This is a genomic window from Corallococcus sicarius, assembly GCF_003611735.1.
GTDB classification, from domain to species: domain Bacteria; phylum Myxococcota; class Myxococcia; order Myxococcales; family Myxococcaceae; genus Corallococcus; species Corallococcus sicarius.
This window is the reverse complement of the sequence record NZ_RAWG01000139.1, coordinates 1-23,729: the sequence shown is the minus strand read 5'-3', so window position 1 is coordinate 23,729 and position 23,729 is coordinate 1. Positions and strand designations below refer to the sequence as shown.

The window sequence follows — 23,729 nt, the reverse complement described above, 5'->3', positions numbered from 1 at the left end:
CGCCGTCCGCATCGTCGCGCAGGGCGGCTCCGCCCACGCCCCCCTTCGCAAGACGACGCGTCGCGCCCTCACCGCGACCTTCTACGACCTGCACGATGACTTCCGCGCCCCCGGCCACTGGGAACCCGGCGACCCGCGCGGCCTGGACGACGAGGTTGTCGGCGGCGTGTGGATGTTCACCGCCGGGCACCCCGTCTCCGTCGACGGGCCCATGCACATCCCCAACGAGGCCCGCAGGGCCCCGCTGGACTTCTCCCTCGCCGGCGCGGGCCTCACGCCCGTCGTGCACCCGCGCGTGGCCGCCGTCTTCGAGCGGCTCGCCCCCGACGACGTGCAGCTGCTCCCCGTGAACATCGAGGGCCAGTGGGAGCCGTACTTCCTGCTCGTCGCCACGCGCCTCATCCGCTGCGTGGACGAAGCCGCGTGCCTGGAGGTCCACCGCTACGGCCCCGGGGACGGCCTGCCCGCTCGCGTGGGCCAGTACCGCTCCGTCCAGGGCCTGAGAATCGACCCGGCGAAGGTGGGCCGCGCCCGCGTGTTCCGCCCCTGGGGCTGGCCCGTCACCCTCGTCGTCTCCGAGGTCGTGAAGGAAGCCCTCGAAAAGGAGCGCGTCACCGGCGCGCGCTTCACCCCGGTGACCGACACCCGGCACTGAAAAGTGCCAGGCCCTACTCCTTCTCGATGTCCCGGTCCCAGAGCTGCACGCGGCCGTAGTCCTCCGACAGCCTGCGCACCATCTCCGCCGCCAGCGCCACCGAGCGGTGCTTGCCGCCCGTGCATCCCAGCGCCACCGTGAGGTACGCCTTCCCCTCCTTCTGGTAGCGCGGGAACAGGAACCGGCAGAGGTCCACGACCTTGTCCAGGAACTGCTGCGTCTCGTCCCGGTCCAGCACGTACGCGGACACCTTGGGCACCTTGCCCGTGAGCCCCTTCAACTCCGGCACGAAGTAGGGGTTCGGCAGGAAGCGCACGTCGAACACGAGGTCCGCCTGCGGCGGCACGCCGTACCGGTAGCCGAAGGACATGATGGACAGGCTGGGCCCCGTCGTCGGCTCCGGACTGAAGCGCCCCTGCACCATGCGCTTCAGGTCGTGGACGTTGAGCGCCGACGAGTCGATGACCTGATCCGCCAGCTCGCGCAGGTCCTTGAGCGCCTCACGCTCCGCGCGGATGCCCTCCGCCACCGTGCCCTCCGGGGCCAGCGGGTGGCGGCGGCGCGTCTCGCTGAAGCGGCGCAGGAGGCTGTCGTCGCTGGAGTCCAGGAAGAGCACGTCCACCTGGTGGCCCGCGCGGCGCACGTCCGCCAGCACGCGGGGGGCGTCCTTGAGGAAGATGCCTTCCCGGACGTCCATCACCAGCGCCATGCGCTCGATGTTGCCGCCGCCCGCGAGCTCCGTGAGCTTGGGCAACAGGAGCACCGGCAGGTTGTCGATGCAGAAGAACCCGGCGTCCTCCAGCGCTCGGATGGCGGTGGACTTTCCGGATCCGGACATGCCGGTGATGACGATGATCTGCTTCGCAGGGGCGGCGGTCACTCGACCTCTTCTCCCAGATTGCGGCGCATCGCCCCCTGGGCGATGGCTCGATTGAGTCGCTCGGCGAACTCTCGCGCCGAGTGGTGGCCCTGAAGCTTCAACAGCTGGTTGCGCGCGGCCACCTCGACAATGGTGGCCATGTTGCGTCCGGGACGCACGGGAACAACGGACAAGGGGATGTCGACTCCCACAATCTGCAGATGCTTGTCCTCCACGCCCAGGCGGTCGTACTCCTGGTGCGGATCCCATTCCTGCAACTCGATGACAAGCTCAATCTTCTTCTGTTCCCGGACGGCCGACACTCCGAACAGGTCCTTGATGTTGATGATGCCCAGGCCGCGGATCTCCATGTGGTGCTTGATGACCGGGTTGCCCGCGCCGTAGACGGCCCCCTTCCTCCGGGTGACGTCCACGATGTCGTCCGCCACCAGCCGGTGGCCCCGCATCACCAGGTCCAGGGCAATCTCACTCTTGCCGATGCCGCTCTTGCCCAACAGCAAGATGCCCACGCCGAAGACATCCATCAACACGCCGTGCAGGCTGCTGGACTCCGTGAGCGCGTCCTCCAGGAACATCTGCACGCGCTGGATGAACTCGCTGGAGAGCAGCGGCGTCTTCATCAGCGCCAGGCCCGCCGCCTCGCACGCGTCCACCAGCGCCTTGGGGGCGTCCAGCGCCTTCGTCACCACGACGCACGCGAGGTCCTCCTCGCCGAAGAGCTTGGCCAGCGACGCGCGCTGACCGTCCTCCGGCAGCGTGGCCAGGTACGAGATTTCCGTGTTGCCGAACACCTGGACGCGGTGCGGGTGCAGGTGTTCGGTGAAGCCCGCCAGCGCCAGGCCCGGCTTCTGGATGCGCGAGGAGTCCACCGTGCGCTTCAGGCCCTGCGAGCCCGCCATCAGGGTCAGCCGCAGGTCGTGGCCCTCGTCCTCGAGGAGCTGGGAGATGCGAATGGATTTCATCGTCAGGACGTGGATATCACCCACCGGCCTCCGGAGGTGAACCCCGCCGTGTCCCGCCGCGCCCCGCCTGCCACCCCGAAAGCCTCGACCTCCGCTCCGGCCCCGGTTCGGGCCTCGGCTCCGGTCGAAGCTCTGGCCGAGCGCCGCCTGGGCCTGGTGCTCCTGGGGCTCGTGCTGGCGCTGGGCGCGGGCTTGCGCCTGCACCGGGCCCTCCACGACGACGGCATCTACTGGCCGGACGAGGTCTACCAGAGCCTGGAGCCCGCCCACCGGCTCGTCTATGGCTACGGGCTCATCGCCTGGGAGTTCGTGGAGGGCGCCCGGAACTGGGCCCTCCCGGCCCTGGTGGCGGGGGTGCTGGGGCTCGGCCGGCTGCTCGGTCTGGATGAACCTTCGGGCTATCTGGCGCTGGTGAAGGGTTTCTTCGCGCTCGTAGGAACGGCGACCGCGTGGGCCACGTGGCGGCTGTCACGCGCGTCCGGCGCCTCGTCGCTGGGGGCGTCCGCCGGGGCGGCCCTGTTCGCGCTGGCGGTGGTGCCCCTGTACTTCGGCCCCCGGGCCATGAGCGAGAACGCCTCCGCGCTGCCCGTGGCGCTGGGGCTGGCCCTGGCGCTGCCCCGGGGGGTGTCCCGGCGGGCCCTGGTGACGGGGGCGTCGCTGTTGGGGCTGTCGGTGCTGCTGCGGCTGCAGAACGGCGTCTTCTGCGTGGGCCTGCTGGGGGTGCTCCTGGCGCGGCGCCAGTGGCGCGAGGCGGGCGTGACGCTGGGGGTGCTGTCCGGGTGGGCGCTGACGTTCGGGCTCCTGGACAAGCTCACCTGGGGCCGCTGGTTCCACTCCGCCTTCGTCTACCTGGACTTCAACCTGGTGCAGGGCAAGGCGGCCCAGTTCGGCACGGAGGCCTTCGACTACTACCCGCGCATCCTGCGCCGGGCCATGCCGGGCCTGTCCCTCCTCACGGGAGCGCTGGCGCTCCTGGCGCTGCCCCGGGCGTGGGGGCTGTCCACGCTGGCGGTGGGCTTCGTCGTGCTGCATGCGTACCAGCCGCACAAGGAGCTGCGCTTCCTGGTGCCGGTGATGCCCCTGTTCGCGGCGCTCGCGGGCCTGGGGCTGGATTCGGTGCTGGGCATGCTGCGCGGCTTCCCGGCGCGGGCCACGGCCACGGTGGCGGTGGTGGCGGGGGCGCTGATGTCCGCGGCGGGCGCGGGGGCGCTGACGTTCGGGGAGCTGGGCCAGTACGAGCGCGTGCGGCCCAAGGACAGCGCGTGGGACGACCAGGGCTCCGTCAACCGGCTGCTGGTGTTCGCGGGCCGGCAGGACGACGTGTGCGGCCTGAAGGTGGAGTCGGTGCACCTGGCGTGGGCGGGCGGCTACAGCTACTTCCACCGGAACGTGCCGCTGTACCCGCATTCAGGGCCGGGGCGGGGTTCAGGACTGTTCAGCCACGTCATCACCCGGGCGGGCTACGAGGGCGCGGGCGCGACGGTGGCCCGGGACGGCCCGCTGGCGCTGGTGAAGCTGTCCGGGGCGGGCTGCGTGCCGGACCCCGGCTATTCGTGGCGCCTGCCGTAACCGGACGAATGGCCCGCAAGGGCCCTTTCCGCCCCACCCGGCGCGTTGGTAAGCCACCCCCCATGCCCGAATCCGACTGCCTCTTCTGCAAGATTCGCGAAGGTGCCATCCCGGCGAAGATCGTCTACCAGGACGAGCACTGCCTGGCCTTCGAGGACATCAACCCCCAGGCCCCCACCCACGTCCTCTTCATCCCGCGCAAGCACATCCCCACGGTGAACGACCTCACGGAGGAGGACCGGGCGCTGGTGGGCAGCCTCTACCTGGGCGCGGCGAAGGTGGCGCGCGAGCGGGGCCACGGGGACAGCGGCTACCGGGTGGTGATGAACACCCAGCGCGACGCGGGGCAGACGGTGTTCCACATCCACCTGCACCTGCTCGCGGGCCGACCCCTCCACTGGCCGCCGGGCTAGCCGGGCCCGGAGGCAATCCCCTGCCCCCCGGTCGCGTGACAGGCGACGGGTGGCGGGTGCTAGCGTTCGCGGCTGCGTGGCCCCCCTTCTTCCCGGGCGGGCCCGCCGCCCATGTTCAGTGCCCAGTCGTCGCCGCAGACCCGCCGTGCCTACTCACGCCTCGCCCTGCTGCTCGCCGCCGTCGCCGGGGGGGTCAACGCCGTGGGCTTCGTGGCCCTGGGCGCGCACACGTCCCATATGTCCGGGAACATGGCGACGCTGGGCGAGTCGCTGGCGCTGGGGCGCTCGGAGGCGGGCTGGCTGTCCGCGCAGCTGATGGGCGCGTTCATCGCGGGCGCCACCTGCGCGGCGGTGCTGCTGGATGCCTCGCGCCACCGCACGCGCGGCCGGCACGTCTCCGCGCTGCTGCTGGAGGCCGGGGTGCTGGGCGGCATCGGCGTGGGCATGACGCTGAGCGTGGGCGTGCACGCGCCGGTGTTCCTGTGGGCGCTGGCCTTCGCCATGGGGATGCAGAACGCGCTCGTCACCCGGCTGTCCGGCGCGGTGGTGCGCACCACGCACGTGACGGGGCTGCTCACCGACATCGGCATCCAGCTGGTGCAGATGATGGCGTGGGTGCGCGACGGCCTCCGGGGCGAGGACGCGCCGGGCCTGTGGCGCCGCCTGCGCGACCTGCCCTCCGCCGTGCAGTTCGAGCGCACGCGGCTGCACCTGGGCCTGGCGCTGGCGTTCCTCGCGGGCTCCACGCTGGGCCCCTTCCTGTTCCTGCGCCACGGGGCCGTGACGCTGGTGCTGCCGTGCGCGGCGCTGGGCGTGCTGGCCGCGCTGGACGTGCGCCTGTCCGCCCTGCCCTCGGCGTCGCCCGGCGGGCCGGGGCGCTGAACTTCGGCGCGGCCGCTCAGGGGGACGCGGGCTGGGCCACCGGCGGCGTGGGCGGAGCGGCGTCCCGGATCTTCTCCGTCAGCGAGTCGCGGGGAATCTTCGGGCCCCGCAGCGCCTGGAGCACGCTGCTGCGCTCGTCCGTCCAGACGTAGTCCGGCTCGCCGTGGAGGGCCAGCCTCCGCACGTACGAAGGGGAGCGCGTGAAGGTGGGGCCCCAGGCGAACTCCCGGTCCGGGCTGAGGATGATCCAGATGCTGGCCAGCGTGTCGTCCTTGGTTTCGGTGATGACCAGGGTGGAGGACATGCCGAAGGCGCGCGCGTGCGTCACGCTGATGGGGACGAGGTCCAGGTGCTGGTTGCTGATGTGCAGCGCCAGCACGCCGTGCGGCGCGAGGTGCTGGCGGTAGAGCGCCACCGCCTCGTGCGTCAGCAGGTGGACCGGGATGGCGTCCGAGCTGAAGACGTCCAGCGCCAGCACGTCGAAGCGCTGCGGCTGTCCGTGCTCCAGCTCCTGCTCCAGCGAGATGCGCGCGTCGCCCTCCACCACCTCCGTCCGCGCGGCCGAGTCCTTCAGGTAGCTGAAGTAGCCGCCCTGTCCCTGGGCGAGCGCGATGATGACGGGGTTGATTTCATAGAAGCGCAGCAGGTCCCCCGCCTCCATCAGCGCGGCGCTGCCACCCACGCCCAGCCCCAGCATGCCCACGCGCAGCTCGCTGGGGAGCCCCAGGGCCCGCCGCCACCGGCGCTGCTCCGTGAGCGCGAGGCCCAGGCCGCTCTGCGGCGTGTAGTACGACGTCGTGGCGTTGCGGCGCGACGGTTCGATGTACTGCCAGCCGTGGGTGATGGCGCCGTGGCGCAGGGTGAACTGGTGCTGCTTCGGGTTGTTGCGGCCCTGCTCCAGCACCTGCGCCATGCCGAAGAAGTTGCGCTCGGAGAAGCGCACGCGGCCCTGGGCCCCGGAGACGAGCAGCCCCAGGTTCACCGCGACCAGCACCAGCATGGCCCCGCGCAGGGTGCGCTGCACGCGCCCCACCCGCGTCTCCGCGGGCGGACGGCGCATCATGCCCGCGAGCGCGATCGCGCAGCAGGCGCCCAGCGACAGCGGGTGCTCCCAGTAGACGTTGAAGAGGGCCGGCGCCACCAGGTTGACGAACACGCCGCCCAGCACCCCGCCCACGGACACCCAGAGGTAGAAGGCGCTCAGGTGGCGCGGCGCCGGGCGGAAGCGGAACAGCTCTCCGTGGCACACCATGGCGCCCGTGAAGAGCGCGAAGGCGTGGAAGAGCACCTGCCACCCCAGGCCCAGCGTGGGGCCCTCCTTCTGCGCGTACGACACCATGACCACCGCGGCGATGAGCGCCACCGAGTACGCACCGCGCCGGTAGAAGGACTCGCGCGAGAAGGCCAGGATGAAGGTGACGAGGTAGACGGCCAGCGGCATCACCCACAGGAACGGGCCCGCCGCCACGTCCTGGGACAGCTTGTTCGTCGTGGCCAGCAGCAGCACCGACGCGCACATGCTCAGCCCCAGCCACGCCAGCGTGCGGGCCACGCCCGGGCGCGGCGCGGCGCCCGAGGCTTCGCCAGACGCTTCGCCAGACGCTTCGCCGGATGCTTCGCTGGACGCGTCCGGCGCGGTGGCGCCCGGGGTCTCGGGGACGGTGGCCTCCGCCGCCGTCGTGCGACGCAGCACGTCCGTGGCGCACGCGAGGACCAGGACGACGAAGAGGACGAAGCCGGCGGCCCAGCCCCACGCCTGCGCGCCGCGCCCCACCCACGGCTCCACCAGGAAGGGATAGCCCAGCAGCGCGAGCAGCGAGCCCGCGTTGGAGAGCGCGTACAGCACGTACGGCGAGCGCCCCGGCCGCGCGCGGGCGAACCACGACTGGAGCAGCGGGCCGGTGGTGCTGAGCACGAAGAAGGGCAGGCCCAGGGTGACGGCCAGCATCCCCATCAACCGGAGCACGGGCTGGTGGTCATCCACGCCCGGGCGCCACCCGTCCCCGGGCGAGAGCGGCGAGCCCGTCCAGAAGGCCCGCGCCGCGAGCGCCGCCAGCGCCACCGTCAGCAGGCCCAGGTGCAGCAGGGCCTGCGTGCGCGGGCGCAGCCGCGAGGCCACTCCGTGCGCGTACGCGTACCCCGCGAGCAGCGCGGCCTGGAAGAAGAGCATGCACGCGGTCCACACCGCGGGCGTGCCGCCGTACCACGGCAGGGCATAGCGGCCCGCCAGCGGCTGGACACCGAAGAGCAGGAACGCGCTGGTGAAGATGGCGAGGGCGTAACGAACCATGCGGCCTCGAGGCGGGGGAAAGAGGCGCAGCAGAGGGACCCGCGCCGGGAGTGTTTCCCGCCAGTGGGACTTCCCTGTCAACCCGGGGACCCTCAAAGCCCGGTGGGCGACCAGGCAGGCATTCGGAGGGGCGGGTGGCCCTGCGGGGCATCGGACCTACTTTCCCGGACGGGACAGGCGCGCAGGGCTCGCGCGACAGGGGGATGACCATGAAGGGCTTCATGCGTGGCGCGGTGGGGGTGCTCGTCGGTGGGGCGATGGGCCTCTGGGGCTGCAACAGCGAGGTGTCTTCCCAGGGGAGCCGGGGGTTCCAGGACCCCGTGCAGACGCAGCACCGTCCCCCGGAGGCGCAGGCCTCGATGACGGACACCACCAACGCCAGTGAGGTGGAGGACGCGGACCCGGCGCGGGGCGGCAGGCCCTACGACAGCGACCGGGTGGGCAGCACGGCCCTGCCGGGAACGGGGGGCTCCGGACGTCAGCCCGGGGGCAGCACCCTGGAGCTGGGCACGGGGCTGGCGGACAGCTATCGCGGCCCGGCGGCCACCGCGGGCACGGGCGGCGCGGGCATGGACGCGGGCACCCGGATGGATGCAGGGACCGCGATGGACGCGGGCACGCGCATGGACGCGGGGACGATGGACGCGGGCCGTCGGCGCTAGGCCGGCTTCAGTCTCCGTCCATCACGGGGCCAGGGTTCCTACTTGGAGCCCTGGCGGATCTGCACCTTCTCCAGCTCGGCGTGGAACTTCTTCACCGTCCTGAGGAGGGCGGGGTCCTCGCCGCCGCGCTCCCGGACGGCCTGTTCCAGGTCGTCGAACTGGCTGCACGCCAGGCCCATCGCGGCGCAGGTGTGCTCGCCCTCCAGGGACTGGAAGAGCTTGCTCGTCCTGGTCCACTGCTTTTCCAGCTCGGTGGTGCCCTTGGTGGAACCGCGCACGGAGGCGCCGCGCTTGGGGGGACGGGGCGGCGCCGCCTTCTTCGCGGAGGGCGCGGGCGTTGAAGGAGCGGTGGGTTCGTCCGGGGCGAGCAGGTCGGTGGCGTCGTCGGGAAGCGTCGGCGCGGCAGGAGGCGTCTTCGCGTCGGGGCCCTGCGGCTTCACGGCCGCCGCCGGAGGAACCACCGGGGCCGTCGGGGAAACGTCGGAGGCCCCGGCCCCTGGCGAAGGCGGCACCTCGGCGGTCACGGCACGGTGGGGTGGCTGGACCCGGGTGGGCGGCGGCGGCGTGAGCGTGGTCGACTGCTCCAGGCCCACGGCCACGCGCAGCTCGGGGACGAAGTAGAGCCCCAGGCCCACGATGAGCAGCGCCACGACCACCAGGGACGTGAACAGCAGCACGGAGCGCAGGGCACTGCGCGCGGGTGCGGGCCCGCGAGGCGCGGGGCGGGACGACTCCGCGGCGTCCGCCGGCCGCGTGGGCATGGCCTTGCGCCGGGTGTCGTCGCGCGACGAACGCGAGGTGGAGGACTCGTCCGGGTCCGCGACAGGGGCCGCGCGGGGGGCGGTGACGGCGCGCATGCTCGACGCGGTGTTCGTGCGCGCGGGCGTGCCCGGTGACGAACCGCGTGAACGGCGCGAACCCGTGCGGCCCTTGGTGGGACCGGTAGGACCGGTGTCGGGCTCCCGGCGACTGGCCGGCGTGTTCGTTTCGCGCAGCAGGGCTTCGTCCAGCACCACGCGGGGCTGCGGCTCCTCGCGGCGAGGCGCGCGCGGCATGGGGATGCGCGGATGCGTATCCGCGTCGCCCTGGCGTGCGACGTGGGGATCTTCCGGCTCGGCGGTGATGTACGGCAGGCCGGGCTCCGGCTCCAGGGCGTGGACATCCACCGAGACCAGCTCGGATGACGGCCGGGTGTCCTGCATCGTGGGCCGCGGCGCCGGGCCGGAGAGGCTCGCGTCGTCCAACGCGTCCGGCTCCTCGGAAGCGGTGGACCACGGGGGCTCGGTGGAGAGCGGTGCCGAGGACTGGATGGAGGGAACCTGGATGGTGGGCGCGACGTGCGCGGGCAGCGGACGGCTGCCATTCGAGGCCGGCATCGCCGCGGTGGGGCGCTGCCCCTCCGGGATGCGGACCTCGGCGCGCGGAGGCTCGGAGGCGCGAGGTTCGTCCAACGTGAACCGGCCCGCCTCGGCGCGGGGCTCGGGCCAGGGATAGGGGCTGGGCGGGAGGTCTTCCTCCTCGTCGAAGAACGGGCCGTCCGGCGGCGGCGGCGGTTCCATGAACGGCAGCGAGCCGCCCGCGGCGGAGTCAAACTGCGCCGCGCCGAAGTCCTCGGACGGCGGAGGCGGCGGCGCCACCGGCCGCGACGCATCCGCCGGCACGACGGGCACCGGCCCCTCCAGCGACAGCCGGCCCGAAGCCCCGGACTCGACCGGGCGGATGGCCGGAATCGCGCTCATCGGCGGAGGCGGAGGCGCGAAGGCACGCGGCTCCACCCCGGACGGCGCGGCGCGCGGCGCCACCGCATCCGAGAAGGGCAGCGACGCCCCCCGCGCATCCAACCCACCGCGAGCCCCGAAGCCCGTGTCCGGCACCTCGCGCGACACCGGCTCCGAGAACGACGCGCGGGCCGCGGCGGGCACCACGACCGCCGCCTGGATCGGCAGCGGCGCGGCGCGAGGCGACGTGGGCTCCCCGAGCGGCGGCCCGGCCGGAGTCGGAGTCGGAGTCAGGGACTCGAAGAACGCCGGCCCCCTGGGCGCCTCTTCCGCGGCAGGAGGATCCGACGGCAGCCGGATGGCCGGGAGGCCCTCCAGGATGGTCGGGCGCTCCATCGCCTCCTCGCGGACCTCCACCGTGGGCGAGGGCTCCGAAGACGTGGGGTTGGGCCGCGCACGGGCCCGGGCCGCCTCCTCCAGCGCCTCCACCGGGAAGGCGGGACGGGTGGACTCGTCCACCATCACGCCCGGACGCGTCTCACCGTCGTCGCGCGCCCCTCCCCCATCCTCGCGGCTGCGCGGCGTGGGGTGGAAGGACAGCGGCTCCAGCGGCCCATCCAGGCGGATGGTCTTCGGCGGCAGCGACGGCATCGTCGGCCGGGGCGGCGCGCCCTGGGCCTCGTACGTACCGCTGGCACGAGGCTCGCGAGGCACCTCCCGCAGTGAGGCCAGCAGGCGCCGCTCGGACTGGTAGTCCGCGGAGAAGAGGTCGCGCATGAAGCGGCTGACGCTCTCCGGCCCGGCGCTGGTGTCGATCTCCATCAGGCACGCCTGCAGGCGCCCGCGGAACTCCTCCGCCGTCTGGAAGCGCTGGCCCGGCTCCACCGCCAGCGCCTTCGCCACCAGCTGCGACACCGACGGCGGCGTCAGCGGCTCCACTTCATTGATCAGCGGAATCTTCGGGTTCGCCACCGCGGACATCAGCTCGCCCGGCGGCAGCACGTCGAAGGGGTTCTGCCCGGAGATGAGCTCGTAGAGGCACAGGCCCACCGCGTACAGGTCGCTCCTGCGGTCCACCGGCTGGTGCCGGGCCTGCTCGGGCGACATGTAGAGGAACTTGCCCAGGATGATGCTCGGGTTCGTCTTCGCCGCCGACAGCCGGCTCTTCGCAAGCCCGAAGTCGATGACCTTCACCTCCCCCTCGTAGGAGATGAGGATGTTCTGCGGAGAGATGTCCCGGTGGACGAGCTTCAGCTCCTTCTCGTCCTCGTCCCGCTTGCGGTGCGCGTACGCCAGCGCGTCCAGCACCCGGCCCATGACGTAGAGGACGAACGTGAGCGGCAGCGGCGTCTGGCGGTCGCGCACGCGGGCGGCCACCTTGCGCAGGTCCTTGCCGTCCACGTACTCCAGGGCCATGTAGGCCTCGTCCTCGTGCAGGCCCATGTCCAGCACCTGCGCGATGGAGCCGTGCCCCAGCCGCACGAGCGTGCGCGCCTCACCGACGAAGCGCTCCACGAACTCCTGGTCCGCCGCGAGCTGCGGGAGGATCTTCTTGATGACGCACAGCTTCTCGAAGCCCTGCGCGCCCTCCAGGCGGGCGAGGTAGATCTCCCCCATGCCGCCGGTGGCCAGGTGCGACAGCAGCGTGTACCGGCCGAAGGGCTGCGGCCGGAAGGGACGCAATCGGGCGGGTTGGTTCGAAGAGCTCATGCGGTGCGGGGGTCCACCACGGGAAGCGCATTGAACCCCGAGCGGGGCTCCGGCTTCAACCCGTCAACCGGCCGCACCGGTCGCTTCACCGGATGCCGGGGTTGGTCAGCATGCCCATGTCCTCTTCAATCACCTCGAAAACCGCCACCTTGTCCTTGGGCGAGCGCACCACCCGCTCCCCCAGGGGCATGACGTCGAAGCGCGCACCCGTCGCCGCCAGCAGCTTGCCCGTCATCAACACCTGACCGGGTCCGGCCGTGGACGCCAGCCAGCCGGCCACGCCCATGCCCTCTCCCACGGCGGTGTACTCCATGCGGGCATCGGTGCCGATCATCCCCACCAGCGCCTTGGTGGAGTGCAGCGCGATGCGCAGGTCGCATCTCTCGTCCTGGGGACGGCGCGCCATGCCCCGCTCCCAGTCCGCGCGCAGGGCCAGCGCGGCGCGCACGGCGCGCACCGCGTCGTCACCCTTCGCGAACGGCACGCCGAACAGCGCGCGCATGGACTCGCCCAGGAAGCCCTCCACGGTCGCCTCGAAGCTGAAGACGATGCCGCTCATGCGCGCGTGGAAGTCGTTGAGCAGCTGCGTGGCCCGCGCCGCGCCCAGCCGGCTGACGACGGCGCCGAAGTCCGCCAGCTCCGCGTGCAGCACGGTGAGGTTCTTCTCCTCCAGCCCCGGCAGCTTGCCGCCCACGCGCTGGGCCTCGGCGGCGCGGCGCTCGGCCACCTCCGGCGAGTGGAAGCGCTCCAGGTTGCGGCGCAGCCGGTCCGTGCCCGAACCGTCGCGCACCGCGAAGCGCTGCACGCCGCTGGCCACCATGTGGGCCACCGCGGTGCAGGTGTCCAGCATCAGCTCCAGGCTGGTGTCGCCCTCGCCGGGGACGTTGACGTAGAGCACGCCCGCGAAGGGCGGCTCCGTGCCGATGGGGATGCACAGCACCCGGTCCACGCCGTACATGATGACGCTCTCGCGTCCGGCGAAGCGGCGGTCATCGCGCACGTCCCCCACCGCGAGCGCGCGGCCCTGGCGCAGGGCCTCGTCCACGATGGCGTCCGACACGGGCACCTCGCCCTTGGCGAGCCGTCCCCGGTGGCGCACGGCGGCGGGCACCAGCGGCCCCGCGGCGTGCTTGAGCAGCACCACCGCCGTCGTCGCGTCCGTGCGCTCCAGGAGCCGGTCCATCGCGGTCTCCAGGAACGCCGTCAGCGTGCGCGCGGTGGCGAGCGCCTCCGCCGCGTGCACCAGCAGCACCAGCGTCTCGTAGGAGACGCGCGGGCTGGCGACGGACGACGAGGACGAGGACGAGGACGCCCCCACCGGCGAGGGCCCGGAGAACGCGTCGTCGAACGGCAGCGGGCCCACGTTGTCCAGGAGGCGCAGGACTTCGGCATCCTTCACGTTCTTGGCCAGCAGCACCGACGGGCCCACGTCCGTGCCGTGCCCGAAGCGCACGACGCCGCCCGCGCCCAGGTCCATCATCTCCGTGGCGGCGTTCTCCACCGTGTGCGGCTGGCGCACCGCCAGGGTGTTCTCCCCCAGCGCCACCGTGTCGCCCGCGCTCAGGTGCTTGCTGCCCTGGAGCGGCGCACCGTTCACCCGGCTGCCGTTGCGGCTGCCCAGGTCCTCGATGCGGAGTGCGTCGCCTTCGACATAGAGGCGCGCGTGCCGCCGCGACACCAGGTCACCGCCCAGCACGATATCGTTCTCGTCCGCTCGGCCGAGGCTGGTGACGCCCTCGGGCAGATCGTACGACGTGTCGAAATAGCCGGGCCCGTTGATGATGATCTGCCACATCGGGTGCACGACATTACACGACCTCCCAATCTTCCGAGAGTCCGGGACATTTTCCCGTCACGGGCCAGGCGTCCGGCCGCCGGCCCGGGGTCCTCTCGCGTCGCGTCATGCCCTCCCGCTCCCCCTCCCTGCCCTCGGGAACGGGGTCGGACTTCACTCGGTCAGGGGGAACCCGCGCCGTCCACCCACGCGCAGGGTGCGTTCCGCCCGCGGGCGGCCGGGAGGCGGTCCACCCCACCCGCCTCCGGTGCCATCCCGGCGGGCAGGTGGGAGGGGCCCGGACTTCAGGGCGTGCCGCCGTCGGGGAGTCGGCCGTTCACCACTGCGAGCGCATCCAGGTCGAACCCGCCGGAGTTGCCGCCGTAGCTGTTGAGCCCCGTGTCGGTGAGGCGCACGAAGCGCGCGCGGGTCAGGCCCACGGCCGCCAGGTCGTAGCCGTCCCCGCCCGCCACGGCCGGGTCGGTGGGGGACACGCCGCTTCCCGGGCTGGAGTGCACCGGGTGCGTGCCGGCGCAGCCCGGGAAGCCCCCGTCGCTGTCGGTGGCCGCGCAGGCGAAGTCGTACCAGGTGGCGCCGTCGTCGCTGACGGACACGGCGGCCGTCTCCGCGAAGATGTCGCCGCCCACCTTCTGGAAGGCGTTCTCGAAGACGAGCAGGTCCACGCCCGGGCCGTCCACCAGGAGCAGGTCGGTGAACTCCAGGGTGACGGTGCCCCCCTTGCCCAGCGACAGCACGTCGAGCGAACCCGCGAACTGTCCTGCCCCCACCGGAGGCCCGAGCACGACGTTCGGGAGGCGGTCCTGCCCGAAGCCGGCCTGGTCGCCGAAGGTGGAGGACACCACCCGGTCCGCGAACGGATCCACGGGACGCACGCCCGCGTCGGTGCCGGCATCGGTGTCGCCGCCGGCATCGGAAGTGCCCGCATCGGCTCCGGTGCCGGCATCGGTGTCACCGCCCGCGTCCACGACTTCGAACGGGGGCAGCGGCACGTCGTCGGTGTCGCCCGCGCAGGCGCACAGGGCGAGCAGCGCGCTGAGCGCCATCCACGGGCGCACGGTCACGGGCCCTGCCGGATGCGCACGATGCGGCGGCCGTTGCTGTCCTTCACGACCACCAGCAGGTCCGAGCCCAGCGACGACAGCAGGTCCACGCTGGTGCACGCGTCGGCGACGGTGAGGACCGGCTCGCGGGCGCCCACGCTGACGGGCTGGTCACCGGTGAGTCCCGGCGTGAGGGAGAAGCGCGACACGTCGGTGGCCGCCCCGTAGGGGCCGCGCACGACCGCCACGCCACTGCCGAAGGCCGAGGCGGCGGTGAAGTCGCTGCCCACGGCGACCTGGGGCTCGGCCGTGAGGACCACCGGCGTGCGCGAGGACACCGCCGCCGACAGCTTCGCGGGCGACACGGCATGGGCCACGTTCACGTAGGTGCCGGTCTCCGAGTAGCCGAACACCGCGATGCCGTTGTCCGCGACGGCGGAGAAGCCGCTGCCGCCCACCTGCGCCGGGAAGCTCACCACCTTCACCGCGGTGTAGGGCTTGGCGGACGTCACCAGCGCGTAGACACCGAAGCCGTCCGCCACCGTGTCCACGCCGCCGCCGTTGATGAAGAACGTGTCGGTGATGCCCACGGCGGTGTAGTTGGACGGCGCGCTGACGTACGTGGCCCCGTCCCGCGTGGCCGGGTCGAGCACCGCGACGCTGCCCGGAGCGGTCGCGCCGGTTCCGTTCTTCGTGTAGCCCGCGAGCAGCCGCGTGCCGTCATACGCCAGGAAGTAGGACGGGAAGGTGGTGACGCCGACGGCGCGGTCCGCGGGCGCGAGCACGGTGTCGAGCGCCGCGTCCCCCAGCTTCACGTCCGGCCAGGTGCCCAGCGAGAAGAAGTCGCGGCCCGTGGCCGTCTCGCGCAGCGCGAAGAGGGAGTAGGTGGGCCCGGGTGTGGACGCCACCGCGACGACCTCCGTGGACAGGGGCGCGGACTCCCCGACGGTGAAGCCCGACTGGAGCTTGAGCGTGCCCAGCGCCGCGTCGCGAGGCACCGAGACGCACGGGTCGGTGCCACCATCCGTACCCGCATCCGTGCCCGCGTCGGTGCCGGCATCCGTGCCCGTGCCCGCGTCGGTGCCGGCATCCGTGCCCGTGCCCGCGTCGGTGCCCGCGTCGGTGCCGGGGGTGACGGGAACCTGGATGCACTTCTCCTCCTGGCAGGCCCAGAGCTGGCCCTCGGGGGGCGTGCCCTTGTCACGGCAGTCGAAGGAATCCACGCACTCCGAGCCGCAGCCCGTCCCGCCCAGCACCACCGCCAGCAGGGCGCCCATCAGCGCGGCGCGCTGGCCCTTCGTCCCCATCCGCTTCATGTCAGTCCGCATCGCGTCCTCGTTCCTTCCCTCCGCCCGGAGGCGGAGGGATTCCTGACGGGGGGCGGCACGGACGCGAGGCACCTTGCCGCTGGAGCGCTCATCGCGCCCTGGCAGGTGCCTACGCCGTCAGCTCCCCGCGGAGGTTCCGGTCTGTCTCCGGGTCCTCCGTGAAGAGGCCCCCGGGTCGTCGCCAGTCTTCGGACTCGCGGGAGCGGGGCTTCGAAGGCGCCGCTCCTGCTTACCGCTGCGGGGCAGTCCCGGAGTCACACCGGGTTCCCTGGAGACCCTCACGCCCCATGGCGGGAAGGCATCGATGACGGGGCGGGACTATGGCGGCCCCGGGGCAATGTCAATGCGGTGGGGGCTCGGCGTGGCGCGCGCGCATCAACACGTAGCGCTTCGTGCTGCCATCCACGACGACGGTGGACACGACCTGCCAGCCCTCCGCGCCCAGGCGCTGCAGCTCCAGGAGGTCCTCCTCCGGGCCTTCGCGCTTCACGAAGGTGTACTCGTAGGACTGCGGCAGCGGGACCGCCTTCGGAGGCGCGGCTTGCGCCGGTGGGGGCGCGGGCGGCGGCGTGCGGGCACGGGCTGTCTGGGCACGGGCGACCGCGGGGAGGAAGGACGCGGCGGTCGCGCCGAGCAGGACGCCCGTCAGCACGAGGAGTGAGGCGAGACGACGGTTCATGGATGCGCACTCCGGGGGAGGAACAGCCGGCATCTAAGCCGGTGTCCCCCACCCCGGGAACCTCGGAGGGCCCGAGGGTGCCCCCACGAAACACGAGGCGCCCGGGACCGTCCGCTGGAGGACGGCCCGGGGCTTTCGCGCGTGGGCGCGCTACGGCAGCTGCACGCCGTTCACCACGGCGACGGCATCCAGGTCGAAGCCGCCGCTGGTGCCCGCGTACCCGTTGGCGCCGGAGTCCCGGATGCGCACGAAGCGCGCGCGGGTGAGGCCCACAGCCGCCAGGTCGAAGCCGTCCCCGCCCGCCACGGCCGGGTTGGTGGCGGAGATGCCGTTGCTGGTGTTCGAGTACACGGGCGTCACGCCCGCGCAGCCCGGGAAGTTGCCCGCCACGTTTCCGGAGGCGCAGGGGAACTCGTACCAGGTGACGCCATCGTCGCTGACGCCCACCACGCCGGTCTCCGCGAACGGCAGGCCGTCCGGCTTGAGGAACGCGTTCTCGAAGACGAGCAGGTCCACGCCCGGCCCGTTCGTCACCGCGATGTCGGTGAACTCCAGGACGATGACGCCGTTGCGTCCCAGCGACAGCACGTGCAGCGAACCCGACCCGGCGCCCGACCCCTGCGGAGCGCCCAGGACGATGTTCGGCAACTGGCTCTGCCCGAACCCGGCGGCGGTGCCGGGCGTGAAGGAGACGATGCGGTCGGCGAACGGCGTGCCCACGAGCGACTGCTCCTGCTCGAAGTCGGACTCCTGCGGTGCTTCGCCGCCGCAGGCGAGGGTCAGGAGCGCGGCGAATCCCAGGGCGAGCGACTTCGGAAGAAGGGTCTTCATGAGAGGTCTCCGGAGAGCGGTGGGGTTCATCACTGCACCTGCTGGACGCGGACCAGCCGCGTGCCGTTCTTGTCATCCACGCCGACGAGCAGGTCCGTGCCGAGCGAGGTGATCAGCGTCACGCTCGTGCACTGATCCACGTAGGTGAGGACCGGCTGACGCTCGCTGACGGTGACGCCCTCCCCCTCGTTCGTCACAGTGAAGGCGAAGCGCGAGACGTCGGTGCCGACGAAGTCGTAGGTGGGGGGAAGGTAGTCGCCGCGCAGCACCGCCACGCCCGGGCCCTGGCCGGCGGCGGCGACGAAGTTGGAGCCGACATCGAGCAGGGGGGCATCCGCCACGACGAACGGCGTCTCCGTCCGGAGCGCCTGGGAGACCTTCGCCGGGGCCACCGCGTGGCCCAGGTTGGAGCGGGTGGTCGTGGAGTAGTAGCCGAGCATCGCGACGCCGTTGGTGGACACGGCGGTGAAGCCGCTGCCGCCGGTCTCGGGGGGAAGCGTGCCGACCTTCAGGGCCGTGAACGGAGCGGTGTCCGTCTTCAGCGCATAGATGGCCAGGCCGGCCGACACCGTGTCGAGCCCACCGCCGTTGACGAGCAGCGCCCCCGGCACGATGCCCACGGAGAAGTTGCTCGGCGCGGAGACGTAGGTGGAGGCGTCCGGGTTGGCGCTGTCGTAGATGGACACCGAGCCCGGGAAGCCCTCGCCGCCCTTCGTGTAGCCGGTGAAGACGTACTGGCCATCCGCCTCCACGAAGGGGCTGAGGAAGTTCATGGCGGAGGGTCCGCGGTCGTCGGGAGCGGCGACGTCGAAGAGCGGCGTCGCGCCCAGCGACACCTGCGGCCACGTGCCCAGCGAGTGCAGCGCATGCGGGCCGACGTAGCTCTGCGAAACCACCGTGTAGAGCGAGTAGGTCGGGCCCGGGGTCACGCCCACCGGCCCCACCGTGTCCGGCAGCGCGGCCGACTCACCGGCGACGAAGCCTGCCCCCAGTTGGAGCGTGCCCAGCTTCGGGTCGTACGTGGCGTTCGAGCACGGGTCGGTGCCCGCGTCGGTGCCTGCGTCCGTCTCAGTACCGGCGTCGGTGTTCGTGCCCGCGTCGGTTTCCGTGCCGGCGTCGGTGTTCGTACCTGCGTCGGTGCTCGTGCCAGCGTCCGTCTGGGTGCCCGCGTCGTTGCTCGTACCCGCGTCGGTGCTCGTGCCAGCGTCCGTCTGGGTGCCCGCGTCGTTGCTCGTCCCTGCGTCGTTGCTCGTGCCCGCGTCCACCGGCGTGCCCGCATCCACCGGGGTGCCGGCATCGGCCTCCGGGATGGACGTCAGCTCACAGCGCTGCTCGACACAGGCGTAGCGCTGTCCTTCGGGAGGCGTGCCCTTGTCGCGACAGTCGAAGTCATCGACGCACTCCTCGCCGCACCCCACGCCGGTCAACGCCACCGCGAAGGTGGTCAGCACCCACGCGAGCCTTCGCCCCGAACTCATCCGCTCTCTCTTCATCCGCGACTGCTCCCTTGCATCGCCCCCACGGGCGAGGTGAATCCAAGGGAGGGCGGACGGAGGGCGGACCGCGAACGAAGGACACGTCAGGACACGACACGCCGCGCGAGCGGAAGACCCCCGTCACCTCCCCTCGGAGGCTCCGGTCTGTCCATGCCCGGAGGCATGGGTCGTGGCAGGTCTTCGGACTCGCGGGCACGGGAGACCCTCATCGGATCCCCCACCTACTGGCCGTCGCTTCCCAGCCCACCGAGGGCCAGTGCTTGCGGGGACGGCGTTCGTTCCTGCTTACCGCTGCGGGGCAGTCCCGGATTCACACCGGGTTCCCTTTAAACTCCTCAACTGCGTGATGAGGAGTACCAACGACGCGCGGTGAAGTACGGCGGAAGGCAAGGCTTGTCAATGCATGAGCAGGCAATGCCTCACGGCACCGCGACAATGTCGATGGCATTGGACACCGTGCGCCGGGGATCCACCGGGCACGCATCCAGCGCGGCGCCCTTCGCGTCCGGCGTCGAGTTCCCCCGCCGCTCCACGAACTGGCCATCCCGCACCTCCACCACGAACACGCGCCCCGCGTTCACGTCCGTGACGTACACGGCATTGCCCACCACCGCGAGCCGTCCGCCCACCGCGAGGTTGCAGCCCTGCTCGGGGCCTCCGGTGCAGCCCGGTGACAGCGCGTAGGAGGCCACGGGCCGGTCGTCCTTCACCAGCACCAGCCCCGTGGCGCGCACGGCCTTCGCGCGGTAGCCGCTCGCGGTGTCGAACTGCGCCTCGCCCAGGCAGCTCACCACCAGGTGGTCGCCCACCGCCTGCACGTCGCCCGCGTTGAGGCAGTCGGCGGCCCCCAGGTTGATGGGGTGCACGCCGCCATCCACGGGGTCGATGCGCGCGAGCATCCCCGGCCCGTTGGGCAGGTAGTCGTTCGCGGGGTTCAGGTTGGTGAGCGCGACGTAGACGCCCGCGTCCACCGACACCGCCGCGTACGGAAGCGCCATCGTCGTCCCACCGTCGAAGGACTGGAGGTCCAGGCCGGTGAGCGGAACGGTGTCCACGAGCCGGGGGCGTTCGGGGTCGCTCACGTTGACGCGCGCCACCGCGTTGCCCTGCTGGAAGTCGGAGCCGGCGGTGCCGAACAGCGGGATGTAGAACGTGTCGCCGCGCTTCGCGATGACCTGGGGGCTGGTGTTCGCGCCCAGGTTCACCTGCCCCACCGTGCGCAATCCCAGTCCCTGGCCCTGCGCGGGCCCTTCCCGCTTGAGCACCTGGAGCGTGTTGTTGGTGGAATCAAGGACATACACATACGGCGGGTCCACGAGGATGTCATTGGGAGACGCGGCCACCGCGCCCAGCGAGTCCTCCTCCACCACCGTGCCCAGCGCGCCCGCCAATGCCTGCGACAACACCGAGCGCGCCGCATCCGCCGCAAGCACCACCCCGTCCCACGCCGCCAATGCCTGCACGCCCGAACCCAGCTGCCGCCGGGGCCCCATCCGGTCCGTGCCCGCCTGGATGCCGACGAGCTGCCCGTTGGTGAAGCATGCCGTCACCACGTCATACATGCACCGGCCCTCGTGGCAGGACTGTACGTCCGGACACACCGCGCCGCACGCGCCGCAGTTCAGCGGATCATTCGCGAGGACGACGCAGCCGCCACCGCACCGCTCGGAGCCCGGGGAGCAGGCCTCGGTGCAGCTGCCGGCGTTGCACACCTTGTCGGCGGGGCACGCGTTGCCACAGGCCCCGCAGTTCCGCGCATCGGACGCGAGCTGGACGCACGCCTCGCCACAGACCGCCGCGCCGGAGGGGCACTCACACGCGCCCGCCTGACACACCTCTCCCGCCGAGCAGGTGACGCCACACGCGCCGCAGTTCGACGGGTCGCCCTGCAGGTCCGCGCACTCGGCGCCGCAGACATCGAGGCCGGCCGTGCACACGACCTTCTCCTCGGGACAGCCGGTGAGGACTGATGCGACCAGCACGGTCAGCAGCAACGTGAGCCACGGCGACCGCGCATCAGGGAGGGGACGCGACATGGGGGTCCTCGGAGGAAGTCGGTCGGGAAGGTTCGAACGCGACGGCGAACGTCACGTAGGCGGCGCGGCCCGGCAGCGGCATGCCGGTGTAGTCGGCGGTTCGCGCGTCGAGCAGGTTCTTGATGTCGAACGACACGGTGAGGTCCGGCCGGTGCAGGAACGTGCTGGACGCGCCCACGCTCACCCAGGTGCGCGAGGGGAGTGACAGGCGCGCTTCGCCCACGCGGTTGATGAGCTGCTCGGATTGGACGAGCACTTCAGTGCGGGCGTTGAGCCAATCCGGCCCCGCGCGCACACGGCCCACCCACTTGTGGCGCGGACGGTAGGGCAGCTCCTTGCCGAAGTAGCGGGGGTCGCCGTAGCGGTTCTGCGTGCGCGTCCACGCATAGCTGGTGGTGGCGGTGAGCCACGGACGCGGCCGGGCTTCGACCTCCACCTCCGCGCCCCACACGCGCGCGGCGGCGAAGTTGTACGGCTTCGCGAGCTGCGGCGGATACATCTCGTAGGCGATGAGGTTCTCGTACACCGCCGCGAAGCCGCCCGCGGTGATGCTCCACGCTTCATTGCGCCACAGGCCCGCCGCATCGACGGACAGGGCCCGCTCGGGCTTGAGTTCCGGGTTGGGCAGCAGCAGACCCTGTCGGATGTAGAGCTCCAGGAACGACGGCGCGCGGTGGGACTGGCCCGCGTTGGCGCGCACACCGAAGCCGTGGCCCAGGTCCGCGCTCGCGCCCAGCTTGGGCGACAGCAGGGAGTAGTGCCCCACGCGCTCCACGCGCAGTGACGGCACCAGCTTCACGCGTTCGGAGAACAGGGACAGCTCATCCATGGCCATGACGCTGGCGCGCCACCACGACGCCGACTGCGCTCCCGTCGCCTGCGTCACGTCCTCCGAGGATGCGGCGAGCGTGATGGCGAGCGCGTTGCGACCTCCCACCACCGCGCGGCCCTCCACCTCCACACCGCCCACGGTGTAGCGCTGGGCACCGGCCGCGAGCCCCGCCGCGCCGCCAGTGACGTCCAACCAGTCGCGCCGGAAGAAGCCGCGCGCACTGCCCTCGCCCGTGTCCCCGAAGGGCCGGCCCCAGCGTCCGCCGAGAGACAGACGGGTCTGGTCCTGACGGCGGGACACCTGCGGGTTCTGCACCGTGCCCGCGAGCGCGCGGTCCTCCAGCGACCACTCCGCCAGCAGGTCCACGCGCCCGCCGCTGTCCAGGCCGTGCTGGTACTTCAGCAGCGCGCCCCCACCGCGAGCGTCGTTGCGGGTGCGCACCTCCTGCGTGAGCGGGTTGTCATCCAGCGCGGGCAGCTCATCGACGCGGTAGCTGAAGTCTCCCTGTGAGCGACCGCCGTGCAACAGCACCAGCGCCTGTCCGTCGAGCAGTGCGCCCGACGCGGCGACGTGCCCCATCACCGTGTCGAAGCTGCCGTAGGTGACCTCGCCGCTGGAGAGCAGGCGCGAGGAGGGGGGCCGCGTGACGATGTTGACCGCGCCGCCCAGGCCGCCCGCGCCGTAGCGAGCCCCCGCCGCGCCGCGGAGGACCTCCAGCCGCTCCACCAGCGCGACGGGCACGAGCGACAGGTCCGCCATGCCGCCCGCGCCGTTGAGCGGAATCCCATCCAGGAACACGAGCACGCCGTTGGCGGACGCACCGCGCACCACGAGGCTCTTGCTCTGGCCATAGCCGCCGGAGTCCTGCACGACGAGGCTCGCGGATCCGCCGAGCAGCTCCGCGGTGTCGCGCGCCTCGCCCGCGCGTTCGCGGGCATCGATGACGGTGATGGCGCCCGTGGGATCGCGTCGGCGCGCGGAGTCCGGAGGCGCGTCGGGAATGGCCTTCCCGATGACATCCACGGTGGGGAGGACGAACTGGGGGAGGTCCGCGTCGTCGGAAGGAGGTGCGGGGGCGTCGGCGGGCGCCGGGGCATCATCGGACGCGGCGGGTTCCTGCCCAGCGTGAGCGAGTCCCTGGAAGCTGAGCACCAGGCCCAACCCGGCCCGGGCGAGAAGCGAGCGCCGCATGCTCCGCCTTTCGCTCTCTCCGTCGAAGAGCAAAGGCCTCGCGACGTGTCCCGGAAAGGACACGGCCGCACCCCTGGGCAGGTCTCCTGGCTGACGGACTCCAGACCTGGGCGCACGCTGCGCCCTTCTGGAAGGAACCCTCCACCTTCCCTGCGCGTCCGGTGACGCGAAGTGGTGACTGCCGAGGCTTCCGGCCCTGGACCTCAGGGCGACCCGTACACAGTGGCGGGACCGCGCCGGACTCGCACCGGCTTCCCTCTTGAAAGCCCGACATGGGCACCCAAGGGCCCGGCCGTTCTAGGAGTTCACCCCTGGCACGTCAAGGCGCGGCCCGTGCGCGTCCAACACGCCACGTCTCTCACCCGGCAAGATCGCCACTGGAGCATCCGCGCCCATCCTTCCGCATGGACGCCGCGCACATCTCCGCACGGTGCGTCTCGCCTCCTTCCGAGGGGGCAGCGGCTGGCACGCGGACTGCTCAAGCCCCGACGCGACCTCAGGCGGTCGAGCCAGCGAGGTGTCCGGGCCGTGGTGGCGCGGGCGTGAAGGGGAAGGGTTGAAGAAGATGCTGACGGCGGGGAAGCGGTTGGCGGTGTTCTCCATCCGCGAGGGCAAGGGCGGGAGCATCTGGGTGCGCGCCGGCAGCGCGTTCGTGAACAAGGACGGTTCGCTCAACGTGCTGTTGGACGTGCTGCCCCTGGACGGGAAGCTGCACGTGCGCGAGGCGGCGGAGAAGCGCGACACGGCGGCGGGTGGGCGC

At 72.2% G+C, this 23,729-nt stretch carries 18 protein-coding genes and 3 riboswitches; of the genes, 6 read left to right on the top strand and 12 right to left on the bottom strand.

Features of this window, described 5'->3' with window-relative positions; genetic code table 11:
* Window positions 1-10: 10 nt before the first annotated feature.
* Window positions 11-655 carry an imm11 family protein gene (locus D7X12_RS21540; RefSeq protein ID WP_120627159.1) on the top strand — a complete coding sequence of 215 codons (645 nt, stop codon included), beginning with the start codon at window positions 11-13 and terminating at the stop codon, window positions 653-655.
* A 13-nt stretch (window positions 656-668) separates the two neighbouring features.
* On the opposite strand, the gene rapZ is transcribed toward D7X12_RS21540, so the two are convergent.
* Window positions 669-1,535, bottom strand: a complete 867-nt coding sequence (rapZ, locus tag D7X12_RS21535) for an RNase adapter RapZ (RefSeq protein WP_120616149.1) — start codon at window positions 1,533-1,535, stop codon at window positions 669-671.
* Window positions 1,532-2,497, bottom strand: coding sequence for an HPr(Ser) kinase/phosphatase (hprK, locus tag D7X12_RS21530; RefSeq protein ID WP_120627153.1), 966 nt, complete (start codon window positions 2,495-2,497; stop codon window positions 1,532-1,534). The genes rapZ and hprK overlap by 4 nt, the downstream gene beginning before the upstream one ends.
* Before the next feature lie 9 nt (window positions 2,498-2,506).
* On the opposite strand from hprK, the gene D7X12_RS21525 reads away from it, so the two are divergent.
* The 3 genes from D7X12_RS21525 to D7X12_RS21515 all read left to right on the top strand — a co-directional run bounded on the left by D7X12_RS21525 (window position 2,507) and on the right by D7X12_RS21515 (window position 5,361).
* The gene (locus D7X12_RS21525) at window positions 2,507-4,066 is read left to right on the top strand and encodes a glycosyltransferase family protein (RefSeq protein WP_244224695.1); all 1,560 of its coding nucleotides are present in this window, start codon (window positions 2,507-2,509) and stop codon (window positions 4,064-4,066) included.
* A 62-nt stretch (window positions 4,067-4,128) separates the two neighbouring features.
* Complete coding sequence (locus tag D7X12_RS21520; protein WP_120627152.1) at window positions 4,129-4,479, top strand: histidine triad nucleotide-binding protein; 351 nt, start codon at window positions 4,129-4,131, stop codon at window positions 4,477-4,479.
* 111 nt (window positions 4,480-4,590) lie between these two features.
* Window positions 4,591-5,361: a YoaK family protein gene (locus D7X12_RS21515; RefSeq protein WP_120627151.1), complete on the top strand. Its 771-nt coding sequence runs from the start codon at window positions 4,591-4,593 to the stop codon at window positions 5,359-5,361.
* 16 nt (window positions 5,362-5,377) lie between these two features.
* Here D7X12_RS21515 and D7X12_RS21510 read toward each other — a convergent pair whose 3' ends face one another.
* A complete protein-coding gene (locus D7X12_RS21510; RefSeq protein WP_120627150.1) occupies window positions 5,378-7,651 on the bottom strand; it encodes a spermidine synthase in 2,274 nt (757 codons plus the stop codon).
* Between the two features lie 209 nt (window positions 7,652-7,860).
* Between D7X12_RS21510 and D7X12_RS21505 the strand changes: the two genes are divergently transcribed.
* The gene (locus tag D7X12_RS21505) at window positions 7,861-8,313 is read left to right on the top strand and encodes a hypothetical protein (RefSeq protein ID WP_147443762.1); all 453 of its coding nucleotides are present in this window, start codon (window positions 7,861-7,863) and stop codon (window positions 8,311-8,313) included.
* A 38-nt stretch (window positions 8,314-8,351) separates the two neighbouring features.
* Here D7X12_RS21505 and D7X12_RS21500 read toward each other — a convergent pair whose 3' ends face one another.
* The 9 genes from D7X12_RS21500 to D7X12_RS21455 all read right to left on the bottom strand — a co-directional run bounded on the left by D7X12_RS21500 (window position 8,352) and on the right by D7X12_RS21455 (window position 22,969).
* Window positions 8,352-11,741, bottom strand: a complete 3,390-nt coding sequence (locus D7X12_RS21500) for a serine/threonine-protein kinase (protein ID WP_120627148.1) — start codon at window positions 11,739-11,741, stop codon at window positions 8,352-8,354.
* Window positions 11,742-11,826: 85 nt separating this feature from the next.
* The gene (locus tag D7X12_RS21495; RefSeq protein ID WP_120627147.1) at window positions 11,827-13,536 is read right to left on the bottom strand and encodes an adenylate/guanylate cyclase domain-containing protein; all 1,710 of its coding nucleotides are present in this window, start codon (window positions 13,534-13,536) and stop codon (window positions 11,827-11,829) included.
* A 284-nt stretch (window positions 13,537-13,820) separates the two neighbouring features.
* Entirely contained in the window at window positions 13,821-14,597 is a 777-nt protein-coding gene (locus D7X12_RS21490; protein WP_244224694.1) for a cell surface protein, read from the bottom strand.
* Window positions 14,594-15,904 (bottom strand): hypothetical protein, encoded by a 1,311-nt coding sequence (locus tag D7X12_RS21485; protein ID WP_208719197.1) that lies wholly within the window; start codon window positions 15,902-15,904, stop codon window positions 14,594-14,596. The genes D7X12_RS21490 and D7X12_RS21485 overlap by 4 nt, the downstream gene beginning before the upstream one ends.
* 162 nt (window positions 15,905-16,066) lie before the next feature.
* A riboswitch (cobalamin riboswitch) is annotated at window positions 16,067-16,226 on the bottom strand.
* An 18-nt stretch (window positions 16,227-16,244) separates the two neighbouring features.
* Complete coding sequence (locus D7X12_RS21475) at window positions 16,245-16,583, bottom strand: DUF4177 domain-containing protein (RefSeq protein ID WP_120627145.1); 339 nt, start codon at window positions 16,581-16,583, stop codon at window positions 16,245-16,247.
* Window positions 16,584-16,733: 150 nt separating this feature from the next.
* Window positions 16,734-17,414, bottom strand: a complete 681-nt coding sequence (locus D7X12_RS21470) for a cell surface protein (RefSeq protein WP_244224693.1) — start codon at window positions 17,412-17,414, stop codon at window positions 16,734-16,736.
* A 29-nt stretch (window positions 17,415-17,443) separates the two neighbouring features.
* The gene (locus D7X12_RS21465) at window positions 17,444-18,892 is read right to left on the bottom strand and encodes an ICP22 family protein (RefSeq protein WP_244224692.1); all 1,449 of its coding nucleotides are present in this window, start codon (window positions 18,890-18,892) and stop codon (window positions 17,444-17,446) included.
* 172 nt (window positions 18,893-19,064) lie between these two features.
* Window positions 19,065-19,287, bottom strand: a riboswitch (cobalamin riboswitch).
* Between the two features lie 42 nt (window positions 19,288-19,329).
* Window positions 19,330-20,946 carry an MXAN_6577-like cysteine-rich protein gene (locus D7X12_RS21460; RefSeq protein WP_120627143.1) on the bottom strand — a complete coding sequence of 539 codons (1,617 nt, stop codon included), beginning with the start codon at window positions 20,944-20,946 and terminating at the stop codon, window positions 19,330-19,332.
* Window positions 20,927-22,969: a TonB-dependent receptor plug domain-containing protein gene (locus tag D7X12_RS21455; protein WP_208719195.1), complete on the bottom strand. Its 2,043-nt coding sequence runs from the start codon at window positions 22,967-22,969 to the stop codon at window positions 20,927-20,929. The genes D7X12_RS21460 and D7X12_RS21455 overlap by 20 nt, the downstream gene beginning before the upstream one ends.
* Before the next feature lie 59 nt (window positions 22,970-23,028).
* Window positions 23,029-23,268, bottom strand: a riboswitch (cobalamin riboswitch).
* A 266-nt stretch (window positions 23,269-23,534) separates the two neighbouring features.
* Here D7X12_RS21455 and D7X12_RS21450 point away from each other — a divergent pair.
* A partial coding sequence (locus D7X12_RS21450) for a hypothetical protein (RefSeq protein ID WP_120627154.1) occupies window positions 23,535-23,729 on the top strand: 195 nt, incomplete at its 3' end.